Raw genomic sequence first — 23,065 nt, forward strand, 5'->3', positions numbered from 1 at the left:
GTGCTGGCCGTCCGTCCATCGCTCTTCTTTCGCTTTCCTTCTTGCTTGCCACCCGTCCTCCCGCCGGAGGTCAGGCGGCGCGGGCCAGAACCCGCTCTCTCGGCAGGCGGACGGTAACTTCCGTGCCCCGGCCGAGTTCGCTGTCGATCGACAAGTCCCCGTCATGCAGTTCGATCAGGCCCTTCGTCAGCGGCAGCCCGAGGCCGGTGCCTTCGACGGTCAGGCCGGCTCTGCTGCGGACTTGCTCGAAAGGCGCAAGAGCCCGCGGTATGTCCTGGACCGCAATCCCGATGCCGGTGTCCGTGATCCGGAAGATCAGGGCGCCATCCTGGTCCAGAAAGGCTTCCAGGCAGACCTTGCCGCCCTGCGGCGTAAACTTGACGGCGTTCGACAGCAGGTTGATGAGGATCTGCTTGAGCTTGCGTTCGTCGGCGCGCAGCCGCGGTAGGTCGCCGGCGAGCGCGCTGGACAGCTCCAGGCCACGCTCCAGGGCGCTGTCCCTGACGAAGGTCAGGCTGGCTTCGACAACGGCGGGGACCTCGACCTGCCGATCGTCGAGCTCGAGCTTTCCGGCCTCGACTTTTGCCAGGTCGAGAACATCGTTGATCAGCTCCAACAGGTGCTGCCCGGAGGCGCTGATGTCTGCGGCATATTCCCGGTACTTGGCGAGGCCGTCGTCGCCCAGCAGGACCATCATTTCGGAAAAGCCGATGATGGCGTTGAGCGGAGTCCGAAGCTCGTGGCTCATGTTGGCGAGGAAGGCGGTCTTGGCCCGGTCCGCGGCCTGTGCCTTGTACATGGCGCTACGGGCCTGTTCCGCGGCCCTTTCGGCCTCCTTCTTGGCGGCCAGCAACGCCGCTTCCGAGCGCCGGCGCTCCACTAGCAAAGAGAACTCCGCACTGTAGCGCAGCAGAAGCGAGTTGCGTGCCGGAGCCTTGAGGCGATGCTGAAGCATTGATGTCCCGCGACGTTATTGTCGCAATATCGCGGCCAGCGCCAAAAAAAACATTAATATCAGAGGTCTTAGTTCGGCAGTAAAGATCGTAAAATGCGGGTTCTTATTTTGAAGAATACTTCATGTATATACGATGTTTTCGCCCAGGGAAAAAAGAAGCCCCGCAAGGCGTGGCTGCGGGGCTTCTCGCTACGGCATAGAAGAATGGGAGGGGAAGTGCTGTAACTCCCGGCGATGAGAATAGGTAAATTGTCTTAAGAAGCGGTTAAGCTTAACGGCGGTGCGCCCGGCTTGCGTCCGAATCACGAGAGCAGAACGCTATGAGGCTGGACCGATCTCATGGCATCGCGGTCCTTGGTATCAGCTGTTGAGGTGCGGCGGGAATGAGGTCTGAAATCCATCCGGCTTCGGATTATCCCGCTCTAGGCGTTCCGGTCTTCTCGTCGGGCCTTTCGGTCTTCGCGGGCGCGGGCGCGCCTTCTTTCCTGCGCCTCCTTCCGGCTCTGACCGGCGATCACCACGGTCGCCTCGCCCTTGACCTTTTGCGCGGCGAAGCGCGCGGCGAGCTCCGAAAGCCCGGCCCGGGCGACCCTTTCGTGCAGCTTGGTCAATTCCAGACAGACGGCCGCGGTCCGGTCGCCCAGCACGGCGGCGGCGTCGGCGAGCAGGCCGGCCAGCCGGTGCGGCGATTCGAAGAAGATCAGGGTCTCCGGCCGCTCGGCCTCGGCCTCCAGCAGGCGCCGCCGCTGCGAGGACTTGCGCGGCGGGAAGCCCTTGAAGACGAAGCTGGCGGTCGGCAGGCCCGAGCAAAGCAGGGCGGTGATCACGGCGCTCGGCCCCGGGATCACCCGGACGGGGATGTCGGCTTCGACGGCGGCGGTGATCACCCGGTACCCGGGATCGTTGACGCCGGGTGCTCCGGCGTCGCTGACCAGGGCGACCGAGCGACCCTCGCGAAGCAGGGCCAGGATCCGCTGGGCCGCGGCCTTCTCGTTGTGCTCGTGACAGGCCAGAACGACCGGCGGCCGGGTGAGGCCGTAGTGGTCGAAGATCCGCCGGCTGTGCCTCGTGTCTTCGCACGCCAGGACATCGACGCTCTGCAGCACCTCCAGCGCGCGCCGCGAGATGTCCGCCAAGTTCCCGATCGGCGTGCAGACGACGTAGAGCGTTGCCGGGTCGCTGGCGGTCATGCGCTGGGGTTCGCACCGCTCGAAGCCCGGCCGACGGCCTCGGCCAAGGGATCGTAGCGCCAGGACAGGCCCTGTGGGAGGGACGCGGCTGCGTACTCTAGGTGGATGACGCGCCGGCGGCTCGGAGTCTCGGCCGGCGCCGAGCGATGAAGCAGCAAGGGATGCATGGCCAGGATGTCGCCCGTCCTGGCCTCGCAGAGCCTGACGGACGATTGGCCCGGAAGGGCTTCTCGCGCCGCCACGCCCAGCTTGCCGCGTCGATGGCTGCCGGGTACCACCAACAGGGGCCCGTTCCGGGCGTCGCAGTCGTCGAGGTGCAGCCGCAAGGCGACCATCCGGCGCAGAATCCCGAGCGGCGCCTCGGCATGGACGACACCGGACTTCGAGCTCCAGCGCGAAAACCCGGGCGTCTCGGCGACCTCCCGCAGGGCGACGGTCAAGTCCTGGTGCCAGGGCAGGGTCCAGTTGGCCTCCGCGACCTTGTCGAAGAGCGTGGCCTTGACCGGCCGGGCCTCATCGCCGATCAGCACCCGTGCCAGCGCCAGGGCCGGGTCCGAAACGGCCAGCGCCCGGACGGGCGCGGAGTGCTCGAGCAAGCCACGGTTGCCGGCGCGGGTGGCGAAGGCTCCGGACGTCGCCGCTTGGTCCAGCGCCGATCTCAATGCCGCGAGCGCCGGTCCATCGTAAACTGCTGGAATCCTGAGGATTCCCTCCTCAATCCAAGTATTGCGCAGCGCCTGGGCAAAGGGTACGCGGAAGTTGTCTTCGGTCGTTCTGTCAGGGTGATCCATTTCACAGTCGCTGGGGTAGAATTCCTTCATCCTCATTCTCAACCCGGCCTGTCTTGTACAGCAATCTGGCAGAATCGGACGCTGTCGGCTATCGTCGACAGGACGTGAATGGCCAGGGCACCAAGGCGGGAAAGCTGTGATCAGCGCACGTCCGGGCTTGCCGAATTTTTGACACAAAGCGACGGTTGGATGGCCACCCATCTGAAATCCCGCAAAAAATCTTTGCTCGCACCGGGGTTGGCACCAGGGACCAGGTAGGCGCTGCTCAGTGATGGCGTTAAAGGCGAATATATGAAAATCTTCTTTGCAGAACCCACGGCAATCGGGCTGAAGGTCTCCAGGAGCTAGGTAAGCTGACCAGATTTTCGGTGTGTTTCTTCCGGCGGGCAGGAAAATGAGGGCCAAGGCGTTCGTTTTGGCATCGCTGTTATTGGCGCTACCCGGCTGCGAGCTTCTGGGAATGGAGTCCGAATCGGCCGACTCGCCGGCCGGGGCTGCCCTGCCCGAAGGCACGGGCGCCGGATTCGAGACCTCGGATTCCGAGCTCCAGGCAAACCTGAACGAGGACCTCCTGGTCGTGCTTCCGCCGCCGCCTGGCCCGCCGCCGCGCAAGCCTTTGGTCGGAATATCCCTGCTGCCCAGCAAGTCCGACCACGAGGGGCTTGAGGCTTTGCGGACCTACGAGGCGGTAAAGTTGACAGAAGATAACCTAATTGGCATAGAGCCGGTGGACGCCATGGGCCTTCTAGGCGTGCCGGAGCAGATTCGCGAGGATCCGCCGGCCCAGGTCTGGGCCTATCGGCGGGAGGGCTGTCGGCTGGAGATCTACTTCTACCTTGATCTTGAAAGTGACAATTTGCGTTCTTTGACCTATGAACTCGAAGCGGGTGAGCCATCTGAGGCGGCAAGGCAAGCCTGTCTAACTCGTTTGCTGACTCCGGAGGGTGATCATGGCTAGTGTTGCCTTGGCGACGGACCCGGCCTTGGTGGTGGTTGTCGACGACGATGCGCTGTTTCGAGAATCGCTGGGGCGAAACCTGTCGGACGCCGGCTTCTCGGTGATCGATTTCGGCGATGGCGTTTCCGCCGTCGAGTACTTCGATAACGGCGGTGCCGCGGATCTGGTCCTGCTCGACTGGAAGATGCCGGAGCTCAACGGCATCGAAGTCTTGCGCATGCTGCGCGAACGGCACAATGACGTCCCCGTCATCTTCCTGACCGTCTTGAGCGACCAGATCTACGAGGAATCGGCGCTGTTGCATGGCGCGGTCGATTTCGTCGAGAAGTCGCGCAGCTTCTCGATCCTGCTGAAGCGTATCGAATTGATCACTTTGGGCACCCGCCGGGGCGCGGCGAGCGCTGGCGACATGGCCGACCAGCACGGCAGCATGCGCCTCAGCAAGCTCGAACTGCTGCCCGATACCAGCCGTGCCTATTGGGAAGGACGCCAAGTCGATCTGACCCTGAACGAATTCAAGATCGTCGAGTACATGGCGACCAATGCAGGCCGCGACGTCCGCTATCGCGAACTCTATGACCTGATTCACGGCAAGGGCTTCGTCGCCGGCGCCGGGAAAGAGGGTTATCGGGCCAACGTGCGCACCTTCATCAAGCGCATTCGCCAGAAGTTCCGTGATCTTGATCCGGCCTTTGAGGAGATCGAGAACTACCCGGGCTATGGCTACCGTTGGCGGGATGATAAGTCTAAGACGACGTGACACCGCGGAGAGGGCCAGATTCCTTTGGGGATCCTTTGCGACCAAGTTGGCCCTCCTCGTCACGATCTTCTTTTCCGTACCGATCATCCTCTATGCACAGTTCCGTGAAGGCGACGTACAGCGGAACAAAATTCTACTGGACAGCCTCGAGACGCAGGGACGCTTGATCGCCCGCAGCCTCGAGCCGATGCTGCAATCCTTCGATGGCAACTCCGCCCGGGTGCTCAGCGAGGTTCTGGTGCGCCTGGGGGCCGGAGAGATCCTCAAGATCAAAGTGCTTCTGCGGCCGGCGGGCCAGCCGGAGCCGACCGGGTTCTTCTACGTCGCTTCCCAGCCCGTCGTGCCCAACGAATACCTGGACCAGGAGCGGGTCGAGCTGGTCGAGACCGGAATCCTGCGGCTGCTCCAGAACTCCTGCGAAGGCAACCAGACCCGCGCCGTACGCTACATCAACCCGGCCGGCCAGGAGGAGATCCTGACCTCGATCATCCCGGTCAACACCGAAGCCGGGTGCTGGGCGGTGATCACCTCCCACGCCAGCGACGAGTGGCTGGGCGCGAGCCTCGACTTGCCCTATTGGCAGACCCCGCAGGTCCGGGTTGCGGCGGCGATCTACATCCTGATGGCGCTGATCGTCTTGTCGCTCTTTCTCGGCATCTGGCGCAGCCTCGTGCGCTTCGGCCGCCTGGCCCGGGACATCCGGACCGGCGGCCCGGGCGACCGTTCCTTCGCCGCGCTCAACAGCCTGCCCGAGCTCTCCGCGGTCGCCCAGGAGTTCGACTCCATGGTCGAATCCCTCGACGCCTCGGCCCTGTCGATCCGGCGCGCGGCAGAGGAGAACGCCCACGCCTTCAAGACTCCGATCGCCATTATCTCCCAGTCGCTGGAGCCGCTGCGCCGTTCCATCAACGGCGACGACAAGCGCACCGTGCGCGCGATCGAGCTGATCGAGCGGGCCATCGGGCGGCTCGACGCCCTTGTCTCGGCGGCCCGCCAGATGGACGAGATGTCGGCCGAGCTGATCGACCCGCCACGCGAGCGGACCGAGCTCTCGACCCTGGTCGAGGCCATGCTGGACGCCTACGCCGAGTCCTTCGACGCCAAGCACCTGCGCGTGGTCCGCCTGATTGAGCCGGGCATCGATGTCCTGGTCGGCTCGGACCTGCTCGAGACGGTGATGGAGAACCTGCTGGACAACGCCATCGATTTCTCCCCGCTGGGCGGCGAGCTGACCATCGGCCTGGCCAGGCAGCGCAAGATGGTGACCCTGATCGTCGCCGACCGCGGTCCCGGCGTCGATCCCAACGACCTGGACCGGATCTTCGAGCGCTACTATTCCTTCCGCACCGCCAAGGAGACCGGCGAGCACATCGGCGAAGGCGAGAACTTCGGCATTGGTCTCTGGCTGGTACGTCGGAACATCGAGGCCGTCGGCGGCACGGTGCGGGCGGAAAACCGCCCCGAGGGCGGGCTCGCCATCTCCGTCGCCCTGCCGCTCCCCGGCTGACCCCGCTTGTCGATCAGGCGCTTTCGAGGGCCTTGATCTGGGCCAGGGCCGGCACCGGCTCGACCCGGCGGCAGTGGCCGTCGAGGATCGCCCCCTTGCGGACCACGAGCTTTTCGTAAAGCACCTCGCCGGACACGCTGGCGCCCTTGGTGAGGATCACCTTGGCCGCCCGGATCCGGCCGCGCACGGCGCCCTCGACGGTGACAGCGTCGGCGATGATCAGGCCGCGGATCGAGGCATCCCGGCAGACCCGCAGAGTGCGGGCCCGTATCTCGCCTTCGTAGTGCGCGTGGAAGTGGATGTCGCCGGTGCTCTCCAGGTTGCCGACGACTTCGGCCCTGGGGCCGATGACCGAGGGCCGCTGGGCCTTGAGGGTCCGGGCGAAGGCACGGGCGCTGGGCGTGGTGGTGACGTCGCGCCACAGGCTCTTGCCGCTCTCGATCGGCAGGGGCAGGCGGCGGAAGCTCCGGGCGCCGGCGGCGAGGGCGCCGTGCAGCACCCGGACCGGCAAGGCCTTGCGTTCCGGCTCCGCCGCCACCGGCAGGTTCGGCAGGGAGGCGCGGAAGGAATGCGTCGCCTGGCGGGGCACCCGGTCGAGGCGGGACAGCAGGTAGTCCCAGAGCCGGGCGACCTCCGAGGAGGCCGGCGAGGTCCGGTTCAGCTCGACGATGGTCTGGCCCATGCGGATGCTGGTGCCCAGGTCGTCGTTCTGGGGCATGATCACCGGCGAGACGGTGCCGTGCTGGGCCAGGTACATCGCGGCGTCGCCAAGCGCGTCGCCGATGGCCTCGCTGTCCAGCTCGGCCGCGTTGATCACGAAGATGAAGGGCTTGCGCTGCTGCTCGGCGAGCGCGGCGCAGCCGCTGGCCTGGGCCAGGGCCTCGGTCGCGGCATGGGTGGGCACGACCACCAGATCGGAGGCGCCGGCCATGCGGAACAGGGTGTCCTCGTCCTCGAAGGCGCAGTCGATGACCGAGAGCCTGACCCCGGCCCGGTTTTGCTTCTCCAGGACCGCTCCCAGGTCGGCCAGGCTGGTCTCCTCGTAGAGGGGATGGCGGCCCTGTCGCAGGCCGGCCCAGTTCGACAGGATTGGGTCGTGCCGAAGGCCGGTCAGGGTCACCGGACCGTGCCCGGTGAGCTGGGCCTGGACCGCGACGTGGCAAGCCAGGGTCGAGGTGCCCATGGCTCTTTGCTTGGAGAGAAACGCCAGGACCTGCATCACGTCTCCGGTGTCCGCTGGGGCGTCGACCCGGCCCGAGGCCAACTTGCCCCGAGCGACCGGCGCTGCGCGGACTCGGGGCCCCTGCGGTGATTTCCGACCGCCATCGTGCTGGTGTAAGGCCGAAGGGTAAATCCGCGCTTAATTGTCCTTTGTGGCGCGGCTGCATTTTCGCGGCGGCGTCACAGCCCGGTCCTGGAATCCAGCCCCGAGGAGGCGCGCAGCGCCGGGACCTGCCTTGGCCTGGAAAGTGCACCTCCGCGGCTCAGCGAACCGGAGGCTAAGCCGCCGGGAAGCCAGCGAAACTGAGGCATTGCGGTGAGCTCGCATGACGGCTTAAAGTAACGGGTCGAGAAAGCGCAGGACCGACGACGGGCCTCTCGAAATGGCATCGAAGCAACGCGAGACTCCTGGCGAATTCCCGCGGCCTGACCGTCGCGAAGGGCGGGGCCCGCAGCCTGCCGACGACCTTCCGGACCTCCCGGCGCTGCCGCTGGAGCAGGCCGAGCGGGCCGCCCGGGCGCATAACGACCGTCTGCTGATGGTCGGGCCGGGCATCTCGGTCAAGGGCCGGATCCAGAGCTGCGACCGCCTGGTCGTCGAAGGCCAGGTCGAGGCCACCCTGCAAGCGGACGAGATCGACGTCATAACGGGCGGCCACTTCAACGGCGACGTCGAGGTCAACACGGCGATCATCTCCGGAACCCTGACCGGAAACGTCGTGGTTCGGGGCCGATTGGAGATCACCGAGACCGGGCGCGTGACCGGCCGGGTCCGCTACAATCAGCTCATGATCCACGAGGGCGGCCGGATGTCCGGCGACGTCCAGTTCCAGGCCATCGACGACGTTCTGGTCGAAGCCTCGGAACGGGTCCGCGCCTGAAAACTTCAAGGCCGGCTCAGGTAGCCGGCGATCACCTGCCTGTGGAAGCTCAGATAGCCCGAGGCACGCGTCGAGGCGCGCGCCGCAAGGATCTCCTGCGCCGCCGGCAAGGCGAAGAAGGGCAGGGCGGGATAGGCATGGTGCGCCCCGTGAAAGGGCATGTTCCAGGCAAGCCAGCGCAGCGCCCCGTTGCTCTCCGTGGTCCTGGAGTTGAGCATCATGTCGCCGCTCTCGGGGCAGCCCAGGTGCTCCGCCAGCAGGAAGGCCCTGAGCAGCGGCTGACCGAGCAGGACCGGAACCACCCAGAGGCTCAGGGCCAGGGTGCTGCCGCTCCAGAGCGAGAGCCCGGCGATGCCGGCGTAGACCGCCAGGAAGAGCCGCGCCTCCCTCACCACCCGGGCGCGTTCCCGCGGCGTGACGAAGGCCTCCGTGGCCCGGCCGGAGGCGTGGCGCAGCAGGGCCGTGATCTGGCCGCGCCAGTAGGCGAAGCCAGTCAGGTGTCGGAAATAGGCGCCGAGGCTGCGCGGTTTGGGCTCGGCCAGCTCCGGGTCCCTGACCGGATCCTGGGTATGGCGGTGGTGCGCCAGGTGAAAGGCCCGGAAGAAGGCCGGCGGCAAGAGGAGCGCCAGGCCGCAGAGCCAGGCCACGGCATCGTTGATCGCCCGGGTCCGGAAGGCCGTGCGGTGGATCGCCTCGTGCACCGGGCAGAAGAGAAAGACGATAGCGGTGCCCTGGGCCAGCAGTGCGGGGACCAGCCAAGGGCCGCTTCCCGCCAGTACAACCAGCACCGTGGTTCCGGCGATCAGCGAGAGGTGCCCGCCGAGCTGCAGGAGGCCGCGCGTGTCCGAGCGGCGCACCAGCGCTTTGAGAGCGGCGTGTTCCCTATCGGTTAGAGTGGCCCCGTCCATGCCGCCCAGTATAGCTCAACGCGGACCTAAAGCAGCGCGGCGTGATGCCTCAGGTGGTCGTCGATGAAGCTCTGGATGAAGTAGTAGGAGTGGTCGTAGCCCGGCTGAATCCGTAGCTCCAGCGCCTGACCGGCTTCCTTGCAGGCTTCTTCCAAAAGCCAGGGGCGAAGCTGCTCCTCGAGGAAGTTGTCCGCCTCGCCCTGGTCGACCAGGATCTTGCCGGTCCTGCGCCCGCTCTTGATCAGTTCCACGCTGTCGTAGTCGGCCCAGGCCGCGCGGTCGTCGCCCAGGTAGCCGCTCAGGGCCTTCTCGCCCCAGGGCACCTGCATGGGCGCGACGATGGGCGAGAAGGCGGAGACCGAGCGGTAGGCCTCGGGGTTCTTGAGCGCGATGGTCAGCGCCCCGTGGCCGCCCATGGAATGCCCGGTGATGCCCTGGCGGGCGAGGTCGGCCCGCGGGAAGCCGGCGGCCAGGGCGGCCGGCAGCTCTTCGGTGACGTAGCTGTACATGCGGTAGGCGCCGTTCCAGGGCGCCTGGGTCGCGTCGAGATAGAAGCCGGCGCCGCTGCCGAAGTCGTAGGCCTCGTCCTCGCCCGGCAGGTTCTGGCCGCGCGGGGAGGTGTCCGGCGCGACGACCATGAGCCCGAGCTCGCCGGCCAGGCGCTGGGCGCCGGCCTTGGTGATGAAGTTCTCCTCGGTGCAGGTCAGGCCCGAGAGGTAGGTCAGCACCGGCACGGCTTCGCCGGCCAGGGCCTGGGGCGGCTGGTAGACGGCGAAGCGCATGGGGCCGTTGCAGGCCCGGGACTCGTGGCTGTAGACGCCCTGGATGCCGCCGTGGCAGCGGTTCTCGCTGACCGTGGTGATCTCGCTCATGCTGGTTTCCGGATCGGCGCCGGTCCCGGCGGTCCGGGGCCGGGCCTCGTTGCGCGGTTAGTAGATGACGACGCTGCGGATCGACACGCCCTCGTGCATCAGATCGAAGGCGGAATTGATCTCCTCCAGCGGCATGGTGTGGGTGATCAGGTCGTCGATGTTGACCTTGCCCTCCATGTACCAGTCGACGATCTGCGGGACGTCGGTCCGGCCGCGGGCGCCGCCGAAGGCGGTGCCCTTCCAGACCCGGCCGGTGACCAGCTGGAAGGGTCGGGTGGCGATCTCCTGACCGGCGCCGGCGACGCCGATGATGACCGAGACGCCCCAGCCCTTGTGGCAGCACTCCAGCGCCTGGCGCATGGTGGTGACGTTGCCGATGCACTCGAAGCTGTAGTCCGCGCCGCCGCCGGTCAGCTCGACCAGGTGCGCCACGACGTCGCCGTCGATGTCCTTCGGATTGACGAAGTGGGTCATGCCGAACTTCTCGGCCAGGGCCTTCTTGCCCGGGTTGAGGTCGACGCCGACGATCTTGTCGGCGCCCACCATGCGCGCGCCCTGGATGACGTTTAGGCCGATGCCGCCGAGGCCGAAGACCACAACGTTGGAGCCGGGCTCGACCTTGGCGGTGTTGATCACCGCGCCGATGCCGGTGGTCACCCCGCAGCCGATGTAACAGACCTTGTCGAAAGGCGCGTCCTCGCGGATCTTCGCCAGCGCGATCTCGGGCAGCACCGTGTAGTTGGCGAAGGTCGAGGTGCCCATGTAGTGGTAGATCGGCTTGCCGTCGAGCGAGAAGCGACTGGTACCGTCGGGCATCAGGCCCTGGCCCTGGGTCGCGCGGATCGCCTGGCAGAGGTTGGTCTTGGGGTTCAGGCAGTACTCGCACTGCCGGCACTCCGGCGTGTAGAGCGGAATGACGTGGTCGCCTTTCTTCAGGCTGGTGACGCCCGGCCCGGTCTCGACCACGACGCCCGCGCCCTCGTGCCCGAGGATCGCCGGAAAGATGCCCTCGGGATCCGCGCCCGAACGGGTGAATTCGTCGGTGTGGCAGATGCCTGTCGCCCTGACCTCGACCAGGACCTCGCCGTCCTTCGGCCCCTCGAGCTGCACCGTGGCGATCTCCAAGGGCTTCCCGGCTTCGAAAGCCACCGCTGCCTTGACGTCCATTGCCTCCCCCTCCGTTCGTTCAGAGATTTTTGATCTGCGCTATCCTTCCAGTCTTGGCAGCCCAACGCAATCCTCGCCTCTTGCCGCGCCGGGTCGCGCAGCCGGCGCGAAGCCGTCTTGACGGTGCCGCGCTACCTTGATCTGCTTCTGCATTGGAGTCTTGCGCAAGGAAACGGGGCCATGAGCGACGCCTTGTATCGGGCCAAGTCGGATCTCGCGGCGGCTCTGCAGCTGGCCGCGCACTTCGGCCTGCAGGAAGGCATCTGCAACCACTTCAGCTATGCCGTGCCCGGCGAGCCGGGCCGCTTCCTGCTCAACCCGCATGGCGTTCACTGGTCGCTGCTCCGCGCCAGCGACCTGCTGGTGGTCGACGACCGGGGGCAGGTGCTGGAGGGCGAGGGTCAGATCGAGAGCACCGCCTTTTGCATCCATTCGCGGATCCACGCCCGCCATCCCCAGGCCGCCTGCGTCCTGCACACGCACATGCCCTATGCCACCGCCCTGACGGTGCTGGAGGGCGGCCGCTTGGAGCCGGTGCACCAGAACTCCTTGCGCTTCTATAACGACGTCGCCTACGACCGGGACTACAACGGCCTGGCTGAGAGCTTGGAGGAGGGCGACCGGCTGGCCGAGGCCCTGGCCGACAAGCGCATCCTCTTCATGGCCAACCACGGAGTTATCGTCGTCGGACCCGACGTGGCCCGGGCCTTCGACGATCTCTACTACCTGGAGCGCGCCTGCCAGGTCCAGGTCCTGGCCATGTCGACCGGCCGGCCGCTGAAGCGCATCGGCGACAACATGGCGGCGACCGCCTTCGGTGTCTGGAAGGGTGGCGACGGCAGCTACGCCCGCGGCCACTTCGAGGCGCTCAAGGCCGTGCTCGCCGACAAGGGCTCGCGCTACGCGGAGTGAGCGCCGCGCGGCCGCGGGCTACTCCGCGGCGATGCCCGTCGCCGGCGCGCGCAGCCGGCCGAGTTCCTCACCGAGGAAGCTGGCGATAGCCTTCATCCCATAGGGTCCTCCGGCGGCCGCCTCGGCCTCCGGATTGTAGTTCGTATTAGTGTTCACATCGTAGGTGAAGATCTCGCCTGAAACATCTCTAATAAATTCGATTCCTGAGATCTCGATCCCGTTGTCGGCGAGGAAGCGGGCGTAGCGGTGTGTGATCGGATCGTCGAAGCCCTCCAGGACCCGGAACACCGGGGCCCTGCCTGCGCCCTCGACGGCGCAGACGTCGGACGGGCAGAGCTCGAAGCCCTCCCGGGTGTCGACCTCGACCGCATAGAGAAAGCGGCCGCCGACGAACTCGCAGCGCGTGATGACCGGCGCGGGCGCGCGGATGTAGGACTGGACCAGCCAGATGCCGTCGATCGGGGCCTCTTCGGGCGCCGCGTCGAGCCGGGCGGCGAGCTCTTCGGCGTCGTGGAAGAGGTGGACCCCGAGCCCCTTGCCGCCGCGGTTCGGCTTGACGATGAAGGGCGCTTCACCGAAATCGCGGGCGGCCTGAAGCAGCTGCGCGCGGCCAACCGCCGCCACGCTGCGCGGGGTCCGGATCCCGGCCCGGTTAAGCGCGGCGTACTGCGCGATCTTGCTGACCTCGAGGTAGAGCGCCCGGCTGGAGTTGACGACCCGGCGGCCGTGGGTCTCGAGCCAGTTGAGGGTGGCATGGGTCAGCTCCGGCGCAAAACGATGGCCGCGGGTGTGGGAGGAAGCGCTCATCCGGTTGTAGAACACGCCCTCGGGCGGGGCCTCGTCGAAAGGAACCAGGCCCTGGTCCAGGAACCATTCCTCGTAGGGCAGGCCGAGCTCCTCGAAGGCGGCGCGCAGCGGGCCGAGCCAGGCGGCGTTCTCGTGCAGGACATGGATCTTGGCCATCGAATATCTACCAGAAACTAGTGTAGAAAAAATATTTCTCCTTCACGCAATGAGAATATGATTCCTTTTACCGGCGTTCAAGGGATTAACCCCGGGCTCATTTGGCCTATGGTAGAGGGGGACGGAAAGGGCAGGGCCTCGGGCCGCCCTTGACCCGGGAGCGCGAGGCGTGCGACAGCGACTCATGACCATTCTCGGCACCGCTGTGATCGGCTACGGCGCCTTGCTCGCCATCATGTTCGTGCTGCAGCGAAGCTTTCTCTACTTTCCCTCGGCCGATCTCCAGCCCTTGACCGACGGCATAAGCCCGGTCGAGACCGGGACCGCCGACGGCTTGACCCTGAGCCACTGGTATCGGCCGCCGGCCCAGGCGGGGGCGCCCGTGGTCGTGGTCTTCCACGGCAACGCCGGCAACCTCTCGCACCGGGTGCCCAAGTTCATCGGCTTGGCCGGCCAGGGCCAGGGACTCTTCCTCGTGGGCTACCGGGGCTACGGCGGCAATCCCGGCAAGCCGCACCAGGACGGCCTTCTGGCTGACGGCCGGTCGGTGCTGGACTGGCTGGCGGGGCAGGGGATCGGGCCGGAGCGAGTGGTGCTCTACGGCGAGTCCCTGGGCTCTGGCGTCGCGGTGCACCTAGCCGCCGAGCGGCCGGTGGCCGGGGTCGTCCTGGAGGCGCCCTATAGCTCCGTGGCCGAGGTCGCCCAGCACCACTACTGGTACCTGCCGGCCAAGTGGCTGATCCTCGACAAGTGGGATTCGGTTTCTCGGGTCGACGAGCTCTCCGTGCCCCTCCTGGTGCTCCATGGCGAGCGCGACCGCGTCATCCCGCCCCACTTCGGCAAGCGCCTCTTCGCAGCGGCTCGGGAACCCAAGGAGCTGCTTCTGCACCCGCAGGCCGGCCACAACGACCTCCTGGCCTTTCCTCAGGTGGCGCGCAGGATCGAGTCTTTCCTCGCTGGCCTGACCGGGGCTCGCGGGCGGCTCGAATAGCCGCTCAGCCCGCGTCCTTGAAGGCGGCCAGGGCGTCGGGGGTGTCGATGTCCTGCAGGATCGCGTCGTCGGCCATGGGCACCTCGGCCAGGGCTTCGGGATACTCGCCGATCAGGTGGCGGGCGCCAACGTCGCCCGAGATCGCCTGGATCTCGGCGAAGTAGCGCCGGGCGAAGAGCAGGGGGTTGCCGCGCTTACCCTGCCAGGTCGGCACGCAGATCGCGCGGCCCTCAAGCGGATTGAAAGCGGCGATCAGTCGGTCGATGGCGCCGGCCGTCAGGCCCGGCATGTCGCCCAGGCAGACCACCGCGCCGTCGCTCTCGGCCGGCACCGCGCCCAGGCCACGCTGCAGGCTGGTGGAGAGCCCGGCGGCGTAGTCCGGGTTGTGGACCAGCTGCAGGTCGAGGCCGGCCAGGGCGGCGGCCACGGCTTCCGGCTCGTGCCCGGTCACCACGACCACCGGCCCGGCCTTGGAGGCCAAGGCCGCCTCGGCGACCCGGCGCAGCATCGGCGTGCCGCCGACCTCGGCGAGCAGCTTGTTGATCGGCCCCATGCGCCGCGACTGTCCGGCGGCGAGGATGACCGCGGCAATGCGGGGCGCGCGCTGCACTTCGGCCGGGGTCTCCACGGCCTCGGCGCGTGGCAGGGGGCGGCCACCGGTCTCCTTGAGCAGGCCGCCGGCGCCCAGGGCCATGATCTCGGACGGGCCGACCGCGAGGCCGGCCACCAGCCGCTGCAGCACCCAGTCCAGGCCGTTGAGCTTGGGCGAGCGGGCGCAACCCGGCAGGCCGACAACCGGAATCGCGCCGTCGTGGGCCAGCAGCATGAGGTTGCCGGGGTCGACCGGCATGCCGAAATGATCGATGGTGCCGCCGGCCAGGACGATGCCGGCGGGCACGACGTCGCGCCGGTCGACGATGGCCGAGGCGCCGGAGACCAGCAGCAGATCGCAGCCCTGGGCCTTGAGGGTCCCCAGGGCTTCCGCGATCTTGGCCGCGTCGTGGCGGCAGCGCTGCTCCCGGCTCGGCGCGCAGTCCAGGCCGGCCAGGCGGGCGTCGACGGCCGCCTTGGTCTTCTCCAGCAGGCTCGCCTTGCCGCCGGGCAGGGTGGTCTGCACCAGGCCGACCCGGCGCGCCCGGAAGGGGGCGACCCGGACCCCTGCCGCCTTCGCCAGCTCGAGGCACTGCCGAAGCACAGGCCGCGGCACGGCGAAGGGGATGATCTTCACCGTTGCGACCATCTGGCGCGGCACCACGCCGTCGTAGGGTGCCAGGGTCGCGACGGTCACAGCCTCGTGCACGAGGTTGAGCGCATCCAGGCGGTCCCGGTCGAGCACGGCCAGGCCGCGGGCCTCGGCGATCAGGTTGCAGCGCCCGGTGAAGGCCGCCGAGACCGAGAGGTGATCGCCGGCCAGGGCCTCGGCGATGACCGTCGCGGCCTCGTCCTCGTGGACGTCATCGGCCTCCAGGCGCGCGGCGATCACGCTGTCCCGGCCGGCCGCGCGCAAGATCTCGACGTCGTCGGCGGAGAGGATGCGCCCCTTCTTGAAGTTCCGGCTTCCGGCCTTGAGGGAATGCGCCAGGATGGCGCCCTCGGCCCCATCCAGCGGCGTCTCGCCGAAGATCATGCGGCGGCCTCGCGCTGCGCGCGCAGCGGCCCGGCGCCGTGAAGGACCTGGGTCATCTGGGCCAGGACGGCGATGGCGATCTCCGCCGGCGAGCGGCCGCCCAAGGGCAGGCCGATCGGGCCGTGGATGCGGGCCAGCGCGGCCTCCTCGCAGCCCTGGTCGCGCAGGCGCTCCAGGCGCGTGGCATGGGTCCTGCGGCTGCCAAGGGCGCCGAGGTAGAAGGCCTCGCTGTTCAGGGCGGCGATCAACGCAGGGTCGTCCAGCTTGGGATCGTGGGTCAGAGTGACCACCGCGGTCCGGCTGTCGGGCGCGAGCTTCGCCAGGGCCTCGTCCGGCCAGTCGTCGACCAGGGTCAGGCCCGGAAAGCGGTCAGGGCTGGCCCAGGCCCTGCGCGGGTCGATCAGGGTGACCTCATAGCCGGCCAGCTCGGCCATGGGCGCGAGGAGCTGGGCGGTGTGGACTGCGCCGACGATCGCCAGCCTCAGCGGCGGGTTGAACACCGCCACGAAGTGGCCTTCCAAGGGCTCGGGCAGGCGCCCGCTCCGGTCGTGCCGGATTGCCGCCGCGACCGCGCTCAGGACCTCCGGACCGGGCTGAAGCGCGCCGGCGCCGACCGCGCCTCGGTCCACCACGGCCTGGCGGCCGCTGTCCAGCTCGGTCACCAGGGCGGCTGGCCGCTTCGCCGCGCGGGCCGTCTGCAGGGCATCGAAGACTTCACGTTTCATGTCAAGGGCTCGACGTAAACCTGTACACTGCCACCACAAGCCAGGCCGACCGCCCAGGCATCCTCGTCGCTGACGCCATACTCCAGCAGCTTCGGCGGGGCGCCGGCCATGACCCGCAGGGCTTCCTCCACCACGCTGCCCTCGATGCAGCCGCCGGAGACCGACCCGGTCATGTTGCCGGCCTCGTCGACGGCCAGCTGGCTGCCGACGGGGCGGGGCGAGGAGCCCCAGGTCGAGACCACCGTCGCCAGCGCCACCTTGCGGCCCGCGCCCAGCCAGCGGCCGGCTTGGGCCAGGACGTCGTCCGCCGGTTCGCGCGCGTCTATGGGATGCTGTCCAGCCATTCGCTCACGCCCTCCTCGCGCCGGGTGATCGGCCGGCTCAGCACCTCGGCGAGCTCGGCCAGGCTGTCGAGATTGTACACCGGGCGGAACTCGTCGACATGCGGCATGATCGCCCGGGCTCCCAAAGACCTTGGCTCGTAGCCCTCGTAGCGCAAGAGGGGATTGAGCCAGATCAGCCGACGGCAGGACTTGTGCAGGCGTTCCATCTCGCCGGCCAGGCCCTCGGCGTTGTCGCGGTCCAGACCGTCGGAGATGAACAGCAGGATCGCGCCCTGGCCGAGGACCCGACGGGCCCAGGTCTTGTTGAAATCGTGCAGGCAGGCGCCGATCCGGGTCCCCCCCGACCAGTCGAGCACGTGCTCCGAGACCAGCTTCAAGGCGACGTCGACGTCCTTGTGGCGCAGGAAGCGGGTGATGTTGCTCAGCCTGGTGCCGAAGAGGAAGGTGTGGACCCGGTCGCGGTCGTTGGTCACGGCGTGCATGAAGTGCAGGGCCATGCGCGAGTAGCGGTCCATGGAGCCCGATATGTCGCAGAGCACGACCAGAGGCGGATGGCGCCGGCGCCGGCGCCGCCACTTGAGCGGGATCGAGTCGCTGCCCGAGCGCAAGGCGGCCCGCAGGGTCCGGCGCAGGTCGGCGCGGCGGCCGCGCGGGTGCGATACGAAGCGCCGGGTCGGAACCTGCTGCAGGGAAAAGCGCAGGCGGGAAATCGCGGTCTTGGCGGCCGAGAGCTCCTCGGCCGACATCTTCTCGAAGTCCATCTTCTGGAGGACCTCTCGCCCCGACCAGGTCATGGTCGCGTCGACTTCGATTTGCTCCTGCTCGCCTTCGCCGCTCGGCTCCCGGCCCTGGGCGATGGGGGTCAGGGCCTCGGCCACCCGACGGCTCAGCTCCAGCTCCTCCTCGGGACTGCCGGTCGCGCTGGGCCGGACGTCAGGCAGCAGCAGGCTCATCATCTTTTCCAGGATCTTCGGGTTGCGCCAGAAGACGTGGAAGGCCTGGTCGAAGATCTCCCGTTGGTCCCGGCGGTTGACTAGGACCGCGTGCAGGGCCCAGTAGAAGTCCTCGCGCCGCTGGATGCCGGCGACCTCGACCGCGCGGATTGCTTGCAGCACCTTGCCGGGCCCGACCGGCAGCCCCGCCGCCCGAAGGGTCCGCGCAAAATGTAGGATGTTCTCGACCAGCCGGCCGCTCTGCAGCGGCGCCTCGGCCAGCGCCGCGATCGCCGGAGGCTTGTCACCGCTCATGGCTCAATCGCCGGCAGGCTGCAGCGCGAGCATTTCCTGTTTCATCTGGTCGAGGATCCGCTGCGCCTCGCTGCCCTGGATCTTGGCGATGTCGTCCTGGTACTTCAAAAGAACGCCAAGCGTGGAATCCACGGTCTCCGGGTCGAGCGAGACCTTGTCCAGCTGGGTCAGGGCTTCGACCCAGTCGATGGTCTCGGCCACCCCCGGCAGCTTGAAGAGATCCGTACCGCGCAGCTCCTGCACGAAGAGCACGACCTCGCGGGAAAGCCGCTCCGCGGCCCGGGGCGCCTTGACGCGCAGGATCTCCAGCTCGCGCGCGGCGCTGGGATAGTCGACCCAGTAGTAGAAGCAGCGCCGCTTGAGAGCGTCGTGGATCTCCCGGGTCCGGTTCGAGGTGATGACCACGATCGGTGGCTCGGGCGCCCGGATCGTGCCCAGCTCGGGGATGGTGATCTGGTAGTCCGACAGCACTTCGAGAAGGAAGGCCTCGAAAGGCTCGTCGGTGCGGTCCAGCTCGTCGATCAGCAACACCGGCGCGCCGCCGACCTGTGGCTGCAGCGCCTGGAGCAGGGGCCGTTCGATCAGGAACTTCTGGGAAAAGATGTCCTCGTCCAGGGTCTCGCGCTGGGCTTCGCCGGTCGCCTCGGCGAGCCGGATCTCGACCATCTGGCGCGGGTAGTTCCACTCGTAGACCGCCGAGGCCACGTCCAGGCCCTCGTAGCACTGCAGCCGGATCAGGCGGCGCTTGAGAGTCTCCGCCAGGACCTTGGCGATCTCGGTCTTGCCGACGCCGGCCTCGCCCTCCAGGAACAGCGGCCGCTTCAGCGCCAGCGAGAGGTGCAGGGCCGTAGCCAAGCTGCGGTCGGCCACGTAGTCGCCCGCTGCCAGCAGCGCCAGGGCCTCGTCGACCGAGCTCGGGATTTTGGGCGGTTCAGCCATGGTCGGGACGATCTTGGTTCATTCCATTTTCCGTTACCAGCCTCTGGTCAGCCGAAGCAATGCGCCAGATCAAGCCGGCGCGAAAGCCCGCCCGTCCTCCGCCTTAAGGTCGTCCGTTCGAACCCTGACGAGAAACCCCGGGGGCCGCAGACAGGGCCCCCGGGATCCTGAGGCAAGCTCGAAAGCGCTCGTCAGCCCGCGGCCGCGACCGCCCGCCGGGCCATCACGCCCACGAGGTGGGCGCGATACTCCGCGCTGGCGTGGATGTCGCTGTTGAGGCCGTCGGCCGGCACGGAGATGCCCTCGATGGCCGATGCCGAGAAGTTCGAGGCCAGGGCCGTCTCCATTTCCGAGACCCGGAAGACCGAGGCGCCCGCACCGGTCACCGCGACCCGCACGCCGCCCGCTCCCTGGCTGACCAGGACGCCGACGATGGCGTAGCGCGAGGCCGGGTTGGCGAACTTGGCGTAGGCCGCCTTGTCGGGCACCGGGAAGGCCACCGCGGTGACGATCTCGTCCTCGGCCAGAGCGGTCTCGAACATGCCGGTGAAGAAGTCGTCGGCCGGGATCTCCCGCTTGTTGGTGCGGACCGTCGCACCCAGACCGACCAGACCGCCCGGGTAGTCGGCCGCCGGGTCGGCATTGGCGATCGAGCCGCCGATGGTGCCGCGGTTGCGGACCTGGACGTCGCCGATGCCTTCGGCCAGGTCGGCGAGGGCCGGGATCTTGGCCTTGACCGTGGCGTCGCCTGCCACCTCGGCATGGGTCGTCGTGGCCCCGATCACGATGTTGCCGCCCTCCTCGGAGATTCCCTTGAGGTCGGCGATCGCGCCCAGGTCGACCAGATCCGACGGCTGAGCCAGGCGCTGCTTCAGCGTCGGGATCAGGGTCATCCCGCCGGCGACGATCTTGCCCTCGCCGGCGCCGCTCAGGGCGCTCGCGGCCGCGTCGAGGCTGGCGGGACGATGGTAGTTGAACTCATACATGACACATCCTCCCTTACTCGGCCGCCTGGGCCGGTTGGGTCGCTTGGGCGATCCGCCAGACCTTCTCCGGGCTGGCCGGCATGGCGATTTCCTCCGTCCCGAGGGCGTCGGTGACCGCGTTCATGAAGGCGGCCGGGGCCGCGATCGCGCCCGCCTCGCCGCAGCCCTTCACCCCCAGGGGGTTGTGCGGGCAGGGCGTCTCGGTGGTCTCCACCTTGAAGGAGGGCAGGTTGTCGGCCCGCGGCATGCAGTAGTCCATGTAGGAGCCGGTCAGTAGCTGACCGTCGGCGTCGTAGACGCAGTTCTCCAGCATCGCCTGGCCGACGCCCTGGGCGATGCCGCCGTGGACCTGGCCCTCGACGATCATCGGATTGATGACCTTGCCGAAGTCGTCGACCGCCGCCCAGTCGACGATCTCGATCACGCCGGTCTCCGGGTCGATCTCGAGCTCGCAGATGTGGGTGCCCGCCGGATAAGTGAAGTTCAGCGGATCGTAGAACGAGGTCTCGTCGAGGCCCGGCTCCAGGTCTTCCGGATAGTTGTGCGGGACGTAGGCGGTGAAGGCGATCTCGCCGATGGCCTTCTCCTTGTCCGTGCCGGCGACCCGGAAGGTGCCCTTGTCGAACTCGATATCGTCGACCGAGGCCTCCATCAGGTGGGCGGCGATCTTCTTGCCTTTCTCGATGATCTTGTCGCAGGCCTTGCTGATCGCGGAGCCGCCGACCGCGAGTGATCGCGAGCCGTAGGTGCCCATGCCGAAGGGGATCGACCCGGTGTCGCCGTGGACGATCTCGACGTTCTCGATCGGCACGCCCAAGGTATCCGAGACCAGCTGCGAGAAGGTCGTCTCGTGGCCCTGGCCGTGGCTGTGCGAGCCGGTGAAGACCGAGACCGTGCCGGTCGGGTTGAAGCGCACCTGGCCGGACTCGTAGAGGCCAACTCCGGCGCCCAGGGAGCCGACCACCGCCGAGGGCGCGATGCCGCAGGCCTCGATGTAGGCCGAGAAGCCGATGCCGCGCAGCTTGCCCTTGGCCTTGGAGGCCTCGCGGCGCGCCGGGAAGCCCTCGTAGTCGATCAGATCCTGGGCCTTGGTCAATGCCAGCTCGTACTGGCCGGAATCGTAGGTCAGCGCGACCGGCGTGGCATAGGGGAAGGCGTCGGGCGGCACGAAGTTGCGCTTGCGCAGCTCGGCCGGATCCATGCCCAGCTCGCGCGCGGCCGCCTCGACGATCCGCTCGACCACGTAGGTCGCCTCGGGCCGGCCGGCGCCGCGGTAGGCGTCGACCGGGGCGGTGTTGGTGAAGACCGCCTTGACGTTGCAGTAGATGACCGGGGTCGTGTACTGCCCGGCGAGCAGGGTCGCGTAGAGATAGGTCGGAATGCTGGTCGCGAAGTTCGAGAGATAGGCGCCCAGGTTCGCCGTGGTGTCGACCTTCATGCCGACGAACTTGCCTTCGGCGTCCATGCCAAGCTCGACATGGGTGACGTGGTCGCGGCCGTGGGCGTCCGCAAGGAAGGCCTCCGAGCGGTCACCGGTCCACTTGACCGGCCGGCCGGTCTTCTTGGCGGCCCAGGTGCAGACCGTCTCTTCGGCGTAGCAGTAGATCTTGGAGCCGAAGCCGCCCCCGACGTCGGGCGCGATGACCCGCAGCTTCGATTCCGGGATTCCGAGCACGAAGGCGCAGAGGATCAGCCGCAGCAGATGCGGGTTCTGGCTGGTCGAATAAAGCGTGTAGCTGTCGGTCCCGGTGTCGTATTCCGCGATCGCTGCCCGCGGCTCAATGGCGTTCGGGATCAGGCGGTTGTTGACCAGGTCCAACTTGGTGACATGGGCTGCCCGCGACAGGGCCTCGTCGACCGCGGCCTGGTCGCCCAGTTCCCAGTCATAGCAAAGGTTGCTCGGCGCCTCGTCGTGCAGTAGCGGGCCGTCCATGGCCTTGGTCGGATCGATGTTGACCGGCAGGCTCTCATAGTCCACCTCGACCAGCTCGGCGGCATCGACCGCCTCGGCCGCACTCTCCGCCAGCACGACCGCGACGTGGTCGCCGACGTAGCGCACCTTGTCGCGGACCAGGGGAAAATGCGGCGGCGCCTTGTGCGCTTCGCCGTGCTTGTCGGTGACGGTCCAGCCACAGGGCAGGGATCCGACGCTGTCGGCCTCCATGTCCTTGCCGGTGAAGACCGCGATCACGCCGGGCGCGGCGGCCGCGGCATCGGTCTTGATCGAGGCGACCGTGGCATGGGCGTGCGGTGAGCGCACGAAGACGGCATGAACCTGGCCGGGCCGGTTGAGGTCGTCGGTGTAGCGGCCCTTGCCGGTGAGAAAACGCTGGTCTTCCTTGCGCCGAACGCTGGCGCCGATTCCTGTGTCTGGCATGGCTCAGCTCCTCATCGCCTTTGCGCCGGCCTGGATGGCCTTAACGATATTGTGATAACCGGTGCAGCGGCAGATGTTGCCCTCCAGCCAGTCGCGGATCTCGGTCTCGCTTGCCTCGCCCTTGGTGTTCACCAGGTCGACTGCGCTCATCACCATGCCCGGGGTGCAGAAGCCGCACTGCAGGCCGTGGTGCTCCTTGAAGGCCGCCTGCATCGGGTGGAGCTCGCCGTTCTGGGCGAGGCCTTCGATGGTCGTGACCTCGGCGCCATCGGCCTGGACCGCGAGCATGGTGCAGGCCTTGACCGACTTGCCGTCGACGTGGACGACGCAGGCGCCACACTGGCTGGTGTCGCAGCCGACGTGGGTGCCGGTGAGGGCCAGGTCCTGACGCAGAAAATCGGTGAGCAGAGTGCGCCCCTCGACGTCACGGGTCAGTTGCTGCCCGTTGACCGTCATCGTTACGCTCGGCATTCGGATCTCCTCCCTTTGGACTGATTTGCGGCCCTTTCTGCGGGCCGTTCTCGCTACGGATGCTTTCCCGTACCGCCGCCTCGATCACGGCCTCAGCCGTGCCTGAGGAACTCGTCAATCATGTACCAAGGCACTGCCAGCGCGTCACTAAGAAAAACCCCGGTCCGCGGCGGGACCGGGGGGAATCTGGCTAAGGCGGGGACTTCGCGCGCAAGCGGCCGGGAAGCCGGAACCGAGTCATACCAAGGGAAGGAAACATTGACCTGTTTCATG

The 23,065-nt window shown here is 67.7% G+C and carries 22 protein-coding genes; 6 read left to right on the forward strand and 16 right to left on the reverse strand.

Annotation, left to right across the window (positions count from 1 at the left end; genetic code table 11):
* Positions 1-70 precede the first annotated feature (70 nt).
* The 3 genes from QNJ30_00855 to QNJ30_00865 all read right to left on the reverse strand — a co-directional run bounded on the left by QNJ30_00855 (position 71) and on the right by QNJ30_00865 (position 2,966).
* Positions 71-955: an ATP-binding protein gene (locus tag QNJ30_00855; GenBank protein MDJ0941985.1), complete on the reverse strand. Its 885-nt coding sequence runs from the start codon at positions 953-955 to the stop codon at positions 71-73.
* Positions 956-1,377: 422 nt separating this feature from the next.
* Entirely contained in the window at positions 1,378-2,145 is a 768-nt protein-coding gene (gene rsmI / locus QNJ30_00860) for a 16S rRNA (cytidine(1402)-2'-O)-methyltransferase (protein ID MDJ0941986.1), read from the reverse strand.
* The gene (locus QNJ30_00865) at positions 2,142-2,966 is read right to left on the reverse strand and encodes a phytanoyl-CoA dioxygenase family protein (GenBank protein MDJ0941987.1); all 825 of its coding nucleotides are present in this window, start codon (positions 2,964-2,966) and stop codon (positions 2,142-2,144) included. The genes rsmI and QNJ30_00865 overlap by 4 nt, the downstream gene beginning before the upstream one ends.
* Before the next feature lie 364 nt (positions 2,967-3,330).
* Between QNJ30_00865 and QNJ30_00870 the strand changes: the two genes are divergently transcribed.
* The 3 genes from QNJ30_00870 to QNJ30_00880 are packed head-to-tail and all read left to right on the forward strand — an operon-like array spanning position 3,331 to position 6,161.
* Entirely contained in the window at positions 3,331-3,894 is a 564-nt protein-coding gene (locus QNJ30_00870) for a hypothetical protein (protein ID MDJ0941988.1), read from the forward strand.
* Complete coding sequence (locus QNJ30_00875) at positions 3,887-4,654, forward strand: response regulator transcription factor (GenBank protein MDJ0941989.1); 768 nt, start codon at positions 3,887-3,889, stop codon at positions 4,652-4,654. Before QNJ30_00870 ends, QNJ30_00875 begins: the two co-directional genes overlap by 8 nt.
* 46 nt (positions 4,655-4,700) lie before the next feature.
* Entirely contained in the window at positions 4,701-6,161 is a 1,461-nt protein-coding gene (locus tag QNJ30_00880; protein ID MDJ0941990.1) for a HAMP domain-containing sensor histidine kinase, read from the forward strand.
* A 13-nt stretch (positions 6,162-6,174) separates the two neighbouring features.
* Here QNJ30_00880 and QNJ30_00885 read toward each other — a convergent pair whose 3' ends face one another.
* Positions 6,175-7,380, reverse strand: coding sequence for a polymer-forming cytoskeletal protein (locus QNJ30_00885; protein MDJ0941991.1), 1,206 nt, complete (start codon positions 7,378-7,380; stop codon positions 6,175-6,177).
* A 385-nt stretch (positions 7,381-7,765) separates the two neighbouring features.
* Here QNJ30_00885 and QNJ30_00890 point away from each other — a divergent pair, with 385 nt between their 5' ends.
* Positions 7,766-8,263 carry a polymer-forming cytoskeletal protein gene (locus QNJ30_00890; protein MDJ0941992.1) on the forward strand — a complete coding sequence of 166 codons (498 nt, stop codon included), beginning with the start codon at positions 7,766-7,768 and terminating at the stop codon, positions 8,261-8,263.
* Positions 8,264-8,268: 5 nt separating this feature from the next.
* Here the strand turns inward: QNJ30_00890 and QNJ30_00895 are convergent, their stop codons facing one another.
* The 3 genes from QNJ30_00895 to QNJ30_00905 all read right to left on the reverse strand — a co-directional run bounded on the left by QNJ30_00895 (position 8,269) and on the right by QNJ30_00905 (position 11,210).
* Positions 8,269-9,120 (reverse strand): fatty acid desaturase, encoded by an 852-nt coding sequence (locus QNJ30_00895; protein ID MDJ0941993.1) that lies wholly within the window; start codon positions 9,118-9,120, stop codon positions 8,269-8,271.
* Between the two features lie 77 nt (positions 9,121-9,197).
* Positions 9,198-10,043, reverse strand: a complete 846-nt coding sequence (gene fghA, locus QNJ30_00900) for an S-formylglutathione hydrolase (GenBank protein MDJ0941994.1) — start codon at positions 10,041-10,043, stop codon at positions 9,198-9,200.
* 57 nt (positions 10,044-10,100) lie between these two features.
* On the reverse strand, positions 10,101-11,210 hold the full coding sequence (locus QNJ30_00905) for an S-(hydroxymethyl)glutathione dehydrogenase/class III alcohol dehydrogenase (protein MDJ0941995.1): 1,110 nt from the start codon (positions 11,208-11,210) through the stop codon (positions 10,101-10,103).
* Positions 11,211-11,390: 180 nt separating this feature from the next.
* Here QNJ30_00905 and QNJ30_00910 point away from each other — a divergent pair, with 180 nt between their 5' ends.
* Positions 11,391-12,122 carry an aldolase gene (locus QNJ30_00910; GenBank protein ID MDJ0941996.1) on the forward strand — a complete coding sequence of 244 codons (732 nt, stop codon included), beginning with the start codon at positions 11,391-11,393 and terminating at the stop codon, positions 12,120-12,122.
* A gap of 18 nt (positions 12,123-12,140) precedes the next feature.
* Here QNJ30_00910 and QNJ30_00915 read toward each other — a convergent pair whose 3' ends face one another.
* A complete protein-coding gene (locus QNJ30_00915; protein ID MDJ0941997.1) occupies positions 12,141-13,085 on the reverse strand; it encodes an alpha-L-glutamate ligase in 945 nt (314 codons plus the stop codon).
* Positions 13,086-13,254: 169 nt separating this feature from the next.
* On the opposite strand from QNJ30_00915, the gene QNJ30_00920 reads away from it, so the two are divergent.
* Positions 13,255-14,076 carry an alpha/beta hydrolase gene (locus QNJ30_00920; protein MDJ0941998.1) on the forward strand — a complete coding sequence of 274 codons (822 nt, stop codon included), beginning with the start codon at positions 13,255-13,257 and terminating at the stop codon, positions 14,074-14,076.
* A 4-nt stretch (positions 14,077-14,080) separates the two neighbouring features.
* Here QNJ30_00920 and QNJ30_00925 read toward each other — a convergent pair whose 3' ends face one another.
* From QNJ30_00925 to QNJ30_00960, 8 genes are all read right to left on the reverse strand, one after another.
* Positions 14,081-15,703: a molybdopterin-binding/glycosyltransferase family 2 protein gene (locus QNJ30_00925; GenBank protein MDJ0941999.1), complete on the reverse strand. Its 1,623-nt coding sequence runs from the start codon at positions 15,701-15,703 to the stop codon at positions 14,081-14,083.
* The gene (locus tag QNJ30_00930) at positions 15,700-16,428 is read right to left on the reverse strand and encodes an XdhC family protein (protein MDJ0942000.1); all 729 of its coding nucleotides are present in this window, start codon (positions 16,426-16,428) and stop codon (positions 15,700-15,702) included. Before QNJ30_00930 ends, QNJ30_00925 begins: the two co-directional genes overlap by 4 nt.
* Positions 16,425-16,772: an XdhC family protein gene (locus tag QNJ30_00935; GenBank protein MDJ0942001.1), complete on the reverse strand. Its 348-nt coding sequence runs from the start codon at positions 16,770-16,772 to the stop codon at positions 16,425-16,427. Before QNJ30_00935 ends, QNJ30_00930 begins: the two co-directional genes overlap by 4 nt.
* Entirely contained in the window at positions 16,751-18,019 is a 1,269-nt protein-coding gene (locus QNJ30_00940) for a VWA domain-containing protein (protein MDJ0942002.1), read from the reverse strand. The genes QNJ30_00935 and QNJ30_00940 overlap by 22 nt, the downstream gene beginning before the upstream one ends.
* 3 nt (positions 18,020-18,022) lie before the next feature.
* Positions 18,023-18,958 (reverse strand): MoxR family ATPase, encoded by a 936-nt coding sequence (locus tag QNJ30_00945; protein MDJ0942003.1) that lies wholly within the window; start codon positions 18,956-18,958, stop codon positions 18,023-18,025.
* Between the two features lie 191 nt (positions 18,959-19,149).
* Positions 19,150-19,944 carry a xanthine dehydrogenase family protein subunit M gene (locus tag QNJ30_00950; GenBank protein MDJ0942004.1) on the reverse strand — a complete coding sequence of 265 codons (795 nt, stop codon included), beginning with the start codon at positions 19,942-19,944 and terminating at the stop codon, positions 19,150-19,152.
* 13 nt (positions 19,945-19,957) lie between these two features.
* Positions 19,958-22,321, reverse strand: coding sequence for a xanthine dehydrogenase family protein molybdopterin-binding subunit (locus QNJ30_00955; protein MDJ0942005.1), 2,364 nt, complete (start codon positions 22,319-22,321; stop codon positions 19,958-19,960).
* A 3-nt stretch (positions 22,322-22,324) separates the two neighbouring features.
* The gene (locus tag QNJ30_00960) at positions 22,325-22,792 is read right to left on the reverse strand and encodes a (2Fe-2S)-binding protein (protein MDJ0942006.1); all 468 of its coding nucleotides are present in this window, start codon (positions 22,790-22,792) and stop codon (positions 22,325-22,327) included.
* Positions 22,793-23,065 lie beyond the last annotated feature (273 nt).

It is taken from the genome of Kiloniellales bacterium (assembly GCA_030066685.1).
GTDB lineage: Bacteria > Pseudomonadota > Alphaproteobacteria > Kiloniellales > JAKSBE01 > JAKSBE01.

Bases quoted from the DNA above. Each gene is read 5' to 3' on its own strand.
- QNJ30_00910 (MDJ0941996.1), top strand. From the start codon at position 11,391: ATGAGCGACGCCTTGTATCGGGCCAAGTCGGATCTCGCGGCGGCTCTG.
- QNJ30_00915 (MDJ0941997.1), bottom strand. From the start codon at position 13,085: ATGGCCAAGATCCATGTCCTGCACGAGAACGCCGCCTGGCTCGGCCCG.
- QNJ30_00960 (MDJ0942006.1), bottom strand. From the start codon at position 22,792: ATGCCGAGCGTAACGATGACGGTCAACGGGCAGCAACTGACCCGTGAC.
- QNJ30_00890 (MDJ0941992.1), top strand. From the start codon at position 7,766: ATGGCATCGAAGCAACGCGAGACTCCTGGCGAATTCCCGCGGCCTGAC.
- QNJ30_00905 (MDJ0941995.1), bottom strand. From the start codon at position 11,210: ATGGACGTCAAGGCAGCGGTGGCTTTCGAAGCCGGGAAGCCCTTGGAG.
- QNJ30_00945 (MDJ0942003.1), bottom strand. From the start codon at position 18,958: ATGGCTGAACCGCCCAAAATCCCGAGCTCGGTCGACGAGGCCCTGGCG.
- QNJ30_00950 (MDJ0942004.1), bottom strand. From the start codon at position 19,944: ATGTATGAGTTCAACTACCATCGTCCCGCCAGCCTCGACGCGGCCGCG.
- QNJ30_00855 (MDJ0941985.1), bottom strand. From the start codon at position 955: ATGCTTCAGCATCGCCTCAAGGCTCCGGCACGCAACTCGCTTCTGCTG.
- QNJ30_00870 (MDJ0941988.1), top strand. From the start codon at position 3,331: ATGAGGGCCAAGGCGTTCGTTTTGGCATCGCTGTTATTGGCGCTACCC.
- QNJ30_00935 (MDJ0942001.1), bottom strand. From the start codon at position 16,772: ATGGCTGGACAGCATCCCATAGACGCGCGCGAACCGGCGGACGACGTC.
- QNJ30_00930 (MDJ0942000.1), bottom strand. From the start codon at position 16,428: ATGAAACGTGAAGTCTTCGATGCCCTGCAGACGGCCCGCGCGGCGAAG.
- QNJ30_00865 (MDJ0941987.1), bottom strand. From the start codon at position 2,966: ATGAAGGAATTCTACCCCAGCGACTGTGAAATGGATCACCCTGACAGA.
- fghA (MDJ0941994.1), bottom strand. From the start codon at position 10,043: ATGAGCGAGATCACCACGGTCAGCGAGAACCGCTGCCACGGCGGCATC.
- QNJ30_00885 (MDJ0941991.1), bottom strand. From the start codon at position 7,380: ATGCAGGTCCTGGCGTTTCTCTCCAAGCAAAGAGCCATGGGCACCTCG.
- QNJ30_00875 (MDJ0941989.1), top strand. From the start codon at position 3,887: ATGGCTAGTGTTGCCTTGGCGACGGACCCGGCCTTGGTGGTGGTTGTC.
- rsmI (MDJ0941986.1), bottom strand. From the start codon at position 2,145: ATGACCGCCAGCGACCCGGCAACGCTCTACGTCGTCTGCACGCCGATC.
- QNJ30_00925 (MDJ0941999.1), bottom strand. From the start codon at position 15,703: ATGATCTTCGGCGAGACGCCGCTGGATGGGGCCGAGGGCGCCATCCTG.
- QNJ30_00940 (MDJ0942002.1), bottom strand. From the start codon at position 18,019: ATGAGCGGTGACAAGCCTCCGGCGATCGCGGCGCTGGCCGAGGCGCCG.
- QNJ30_00955 (MDJ0942005.1), bottom strand. From the start codon at position 22,321: ATGCCAGACACAGGAATCGGCGCCAGCGTTCGGCGCAAGGAAGACCAG.